Source organism: Pseudomonas sp. 14P_5.3_Bac1 (assembly GCF_025466135.1).
Taxonomy (GTDB): Bacteria; Pseudomonadota; Gammaproteobacteria; order Pseudomonadales; family Pseudomonadaceae; genus Aquipseudomonas.
In genome coordinates, this window is the sequence record NZ_JANLOF010000011.1 from 1 (window position 1) to 5,646 (window position 5,646).

Below are 5,646 nucleotides of genomic sequence, written 5' to 3' on the forward strand. Positions count from 1 at the left end.
CGTTTCGATCTTCTCGGTCGAAAGCGGAGAAAAAGAGGTGTTGACAGCAGCGTGTAACGCTGTAGAATTCGCCTCCCGCTAACGAGAGATCGGAAGCGCAAGTGGTTGAAGTTGTTGAAGAAATCTTCGAAAACTTCTGAAAATAATCACTTGACAGCAAATGAGGCTGCTGTAGAATGCGCGCCTCGGTTGAGACGAAAGATCTTAACCAACCGCTCTTTAACAACTGAATCAAGCAATTCGTGTGGGTGCTTGTGGAGTCAGACTGATAGTCAACAAGATTATCAGCATCACAAGTTACTCCGCGAGAAATCAAAGATGTAACCAACGATTGCTGAGCCAAGTTTAGGGTTTCTTAAAAACCCAAAGATGTTTGAACTGAAGAGTTTGATCATGGCTCAGATTGAACGCTGGCGGCAGGCCTAACACATGCAAGTCGAGCGGTAGAGAGAAGCTTGCTTCTCTTGAGAGCGGCGGACGGGTGAGTAATGCCTAGGAATCTGCCTGGTAGTGGGGGATAACGTTCGGAAACGGACGCTAATACCGCATACGTCCTACGGGAGAAAGCAGGGGACCTTCGGGCCTTGCGCTATCAGATGAGCCTAGGTCGGATTAGCTAGTTGGTGAGGTAATGGCTCACCAAGGCGACGATCCGTAACTGGTCTGAGAGGATGATCAGTCACACTGGAACTGAGACACGGTCCAGACTCCTACGGGAGGCAGCAGTGGGGAATATTGGACAATGGGCGAAAGCCTGATCCAGCCATGCCGCGTGTGTGAAGAAGGTCTTCGGATTGTAAAGCACTTTAAGTTGGGAGGAAGGGCATTAACCTAATACGTTAGTGTTTTGACGTTACCGACAGAATAAGCACCGGCTAACTCTGTGCCAGCAGCCGCGGTAATACAGAGGGTGCAAGCGTTAATCGGAATTACTGGGCGTAAAGCGCGCGTAGGTGGTTTGTTAAGTTGGATGTGAAATCCCCGGGCTCAACCTGGGAACTGCATTCAAAACTGACTGACTAGAGTATGGTAGAGGGTGGTGGAATTTCCTGTGTAGCGGTGAAATGCGTAGATATAGGAAGGAACACCAGTGGCGAAGGCGACCACCTGGACTAATACTGACACTGAGGTGCGAAAGCGTGGGGAGCAAACAGGATTAGATACCCTGGTAGTCCACGCCGTAAACGATGTCAACTAGCCGTTGGAAGCCTTGAGCTTTTAGTGGCGCAGCTAACGCATTAAGTTGACCGCCTGGGGAGTACGGCCGCAAGGTTAAAACTCAAATGAATTGACGGGGGCCCGCACAAGCGGTGGAGCATGTGGTTTAATTCGAAGCAACGCGAAGAACCTTACCAGGCCTTGACATCCAATGAACTTTCTAGAGATAGATTGGTGCCTTCGGGAACATTGAGACAGGTGCTGCATGGCTGTCGTCAGCTCGTGTCGTGAGATGTTGGGTTAAGTCCCGTAACGAGCGCAACCCTTGTCCTTAGTTACCAGCACGTAATGGTGGGCACTCTAAGGAGACTGCCGGTGACAAACCGGAGGAAGGTGGGGATGACGTCAAGTCATCATGGCCCTTACGGCCTGGGCTACACACGTGCTACAATGGTCGGTACAGAGGGTTGCCAAGCCGCGAGGTGGAGCTAATCCCATAAAACCGATCGTAGTCCGGATCGCAGTCTGCAACTCGACTGCGTGAAGTCGGAATCGCTAGTAATCGCGAATCAGAATGTCGCGGTGAATACGTTCCCGGGCCTTGTACACACCGCCCGTCACACCATGGGAGTGGGTTGCACCAGAAGTAGCTAGTCTAACCTTCGGGAGGACGGTTACCACGGTGTGATTCATGACTGGGGTGAAGTCGTAACAAGGTAGCCGTAGGGGAACCTGCGGCTGGATCACCTCCTTAATCGACGACATCAGCTGCTCCATAAGTTCCCACACGAATTGCTTGATTCATTGAAGAAGACGATAAAGAAGCAGCCCGAAATTGGGTCTGTAGCTCAGTTGGTTAGAGCGCACCCCTGATAAGGGTGAGGTCGGCAGTTCGAATCTGCCCAGACCCACCAATTTTGTGTGGGAAACGCCTGTAGAAATACGGGGCCATAGCTCAGCTGGGAGAGCGCCTGCCTTGCACGCAGGAGGTCAACGGTTCGATCCCGTTTGGCTCCACCACTACTGCTTCTGAAAGTTTTGAAAGCTTAGAAATGAGCATTCCATCCAGGTGATGGTGAATGTTGATTTCTAGTCTTTGATTAGATCGTTCTTTAAAAATTTGGGTATGTGATAGAAAGATAGACTGAACGTTACTTTCACTGGTAACGGATCAGGCTAAGGTAAAATTTGTGAGTTACTCGTAATTGAGTATTATCGAATTTTCGGCGAATGTTGTCTTCACAGTATAACCAGATTGCTTGGGGTTATATGGTCAAGTGAAGAAGCGCATACGGTGGATGCCTTGGCAGTCAGAGGCGATGAAAGACGTGGTAGCCTGCGAAAAGCTTCGGGGAGTCGGCAAACAGACTTTGATCCGGAGATGTCTGAATGGGGGAACCCAGCCATCATAAGATGGTTACCTTACACTGAATACATAGGTGTAAGGGGCGAACCAGGGGAACTGAAACATCTAAGTACCCTGAGGAAAAGAAATCAACCGAGATTCCCTTAGTAGTGGCGAGCGAACGGGGACTAGCCCTTAAGTGGCTTTGAGATTAGCGGAACGCTCTGGAAAGTGCGGCCATAGTGGGTGATAGCCCTGTACGCGAAAATCTCTTAGTCATGAAATCGAGTAGGACGGAGCACGAGAAACTTTGTCTGAATATGGGGGGACCATCCTCCAAGGCTAAATACTACTGACTGACCGATAGTGAACTAGTACCGTGAGGGAAAGGCGAAAAGAACCCCGGAGAGGGGAGTGAAATAGATCCTGAAACCGTATGCGTACAAGCAGTGGGAGCAGACTTTGTTCTGTGACTGCGTACCTTTTGTATAATGGGTCAGCGACTTATTTTCAGTGGCGAGCTTAACCGAATAGGGGAGGCGTAGCGAAAGCGAGTCTTAATAGGGCGTCTAGTCGCTGGGAATAGACCCGAAACCGGGCGATCTATCCATGGGCAGGTTGAAGGTTGGGTAACACTAACTGGAGGACCGAACCGACTACCGTTGAAAAGTTAGCGGATGACCTGTGGATCGGAGTGAAAGGCTAATCAAGCTCGGAGATAGCTGGTTCTCCTCGAAAGCTATTTAGGTAGCGCCTCATGTATCACTGTAGGGGGTAGAGCACTGTTTCGGCTAGGGGGTCATCCCGACTTACCAAACCGATGCAAACTCCGAATACCTACAAGTGCCGAGCATGGGAGACACACGGCGGGTGCTAACGTCCGTCGTGAAAAGGGAAACAACCCAGACCGTCAGCTAAGGTCCCAAAGTTATGGTTAAGTGGGAAACGATGTGGGAAGGCTTAGACAGCTAGGAGGTTGGCTTAGAAGCAGCCACCCTTTAAAGAAAGCGTAATAGCTCACTAGTCGAGTCGGCCTGCGCGGAAGATGTAACGGGGCTCAAACCATACACCGAAGCTACGGGTATCACGTAAGTGATGCGGTAGAGGAGCGTTCTGTAAGCCTGTGAAGGTGAGTTGAGAAGCTTGCTGGAGGTATCAGAAGTGCGAATGCTGACATGAGTAACGACAATGGGTGTGAAAAACACCCACGCCGAAAGACCAAGGTTTCCTGCGCAACGTTAATCGACGCAGGGTTAGTCGGTCCCTAAGGCGAGGCTGAAAAGCGTAGTCGATGGAAAACAGGTTAATATTCCTGTACTTCTGGTTATTGCGATGGAGGGACGGAGAAGGCTAGGCCAGCTTGGCGTTGGTTGTCCAAGTTTAAGGTGGTAGGCTGAGATCTTAGGTAAATCCGGGATCTTAAGGCCGAGAGCTGATGACGAGTTAACTTTTAGTTAACGAAGTGGTTGATGCCATGCTTCCAAGAAAAGCTTCTAAGCTTCAGGTAACCAGGAACCGTACCCCAAACCGACACAGGTGGTTGGGTAGAGAATACCAAGGCGCTTGAGAGAACTCGGGTGAAGGAACTAGGCAAAATGGCACCGTAACTTCGGGAGAAGGTGCGCCGGTGAGGGTGAAGGACTTGCTCCGTAAGCTCATGCCGGTCGAAGATACCAGGCCGCTGCGACTGTTTATTAAAAACACAGCACTCTGCAAACACGAAAGTGGACGTATAGGGTGTGACGCCTGCCCGGTGCCGGAAGGTTAATTGATGGGGTTAGCTAACGCGAAGCTCTTGATCGAAGCCCCGGTAAACGGCGGCCGTAACTATAACGGTCCTAAGGTAGCGAAATTCCTTGTCGGGTAAGTTCCGACCTGCACGAATGGCGTAACGATGGCGGCGCTGTCTCCACCCGAGACTCAGTGAAATTGAAATCGCTGTGAAGATGCAGTGTATCCGCGGCTAGACGGAAAGACCCCGTGAACCTTTACTATAGCTTTGCACTGGACTTTGAATTTGCTTGTGTAGGATAGGTGGGAGGCTTTGAAGCGTGGACGCCAGTCTGCGTGGAGCCAACCTTGAAATACCACCCTGGCAACTTTGAGGTTCTAACTCAGGTCCGTTATCCGGATCGAGGACAGTGTATGGTGGGTAGTTTGACTGGGGCGGTCTCCTCCTAAAGAGTAACGGAGGAGTACGAAGGTGCGCTCAGACCGGTCGGAAATCGGTCGTAGAGTATAAAGGCAAAAGCGCGCTTGACTGCGAGACAGACACGTCGAGCAGGTACGAAAGTAGGTCTTAGTGATCCGGTGGTTCTGTATGGAAGGGCCATCGCTCAACGGATAAAAGGTACTCCGGGGATAACAGGCTGATACCGCCCAAGAGTTCATATCGACGGCGGTGTTTGGCACCTCGATGTCGGCTCATCACATCCTGGGGCTGAAGCCGGTCCCAAGGGTATGGCTGTTCGCCATTTAAAGTGGTACGCGAGCTGGGTTTAGAACGTCGTGAGACAGTTCGGTCCCTATCTGCCGTGGACGTTTGAGATTTGAGAGGGGCTGCTCCTAGTACGAGAGGACCGGAGTGGACGAACCTCTGGTGTTCCGGTTGTCACGCCAGTGGCATTGCCGGGTAGCTATGTTCGGAATAGATAACCGCTGAAAGCATCTAAGCGGGAAACTAGCCTCAAGATGAGATCTCACTGGAACCTTGAGTTCCCTGAAGGGCCGTCGAAGACTACGACGTTGATAGGTTGGGTGTGTAAGCGCTGTGAGGCGTTGAGCTAACCAATACTAATTGCCCGTGAGGCTTGACCATATAACACCCAAGCAATTTGCTTGCTTCGAGCTGAAAAGCGTAAGAGCACCAGATTGCGGTGTGTGAAGACGAAATGAACCGAAAGTTCGAACCTCACAAAACACCGAAAGCTGTCACATACCCAATTTGCTGAAGCGAGACCGCATGGTCACGACTCAGTACCCGAATTTCTTGACGACCATAGAGCATTGGAACCACCTGATCCCATCCCGAACTCAGCAGTGAAACGATGCATCGCCGATGGTAGTGTGGGGTTTCCCCATGTGAGAGTAGGTCATCGTCAAGATTAAATTCCAAAGCCCCTGTTTGCTAACGCAAACAGGGG

Annotated in this window: 2 tRNA genes and 3 rRNA genes; all 5 read left to right on the plus strand. The window is 50.9% G+C overall.

Annotated elements, in window-relative coordinates:
- Window positions 1–375 precede the first annotated feature (375 nt).
- Window positions 376–1,912, plus strand: a 16S ribosomal RNA gene (locus NTD89_RS03030).
- Between the two features lie 83 nt (window positions 1,913–1,995).
- Window positions 1,996–2,072: transfer RNA gene (locus tag NTD89_RS03035), tRNA-Ile, on the plus strand.
- Between the two features lie 30 nt (window positions 2,073–2,102).
- Window positions 2,103–2,178: transfer RNA gene (locus tag NTD89_RS03040), tRNA-Ala, on the plus strand.
- Between the two features lie 251 nt (window positions 2,179–2,429).
- Window positions 2,430–5,321, plus strand: a 23S ribosomal RNA gene (locus NTD89_RS03045).
- A 170-nt stretch (window positions 5,322–5,491) separates the two neighbouring features.
- A 5S ribosomal RNA gene (rrf, locus tag NTD89_RS03050) occupies window positions 5,492–5,607 on the plus strand.
- Together the 16S, 23S and 5S rRNA genes with 2 tRNA genes alongside form the textbook arrangement of a ribosomal RNA operon.
- Window positions 5,608–5,646 lie beyond the last annotated feature (39 nt).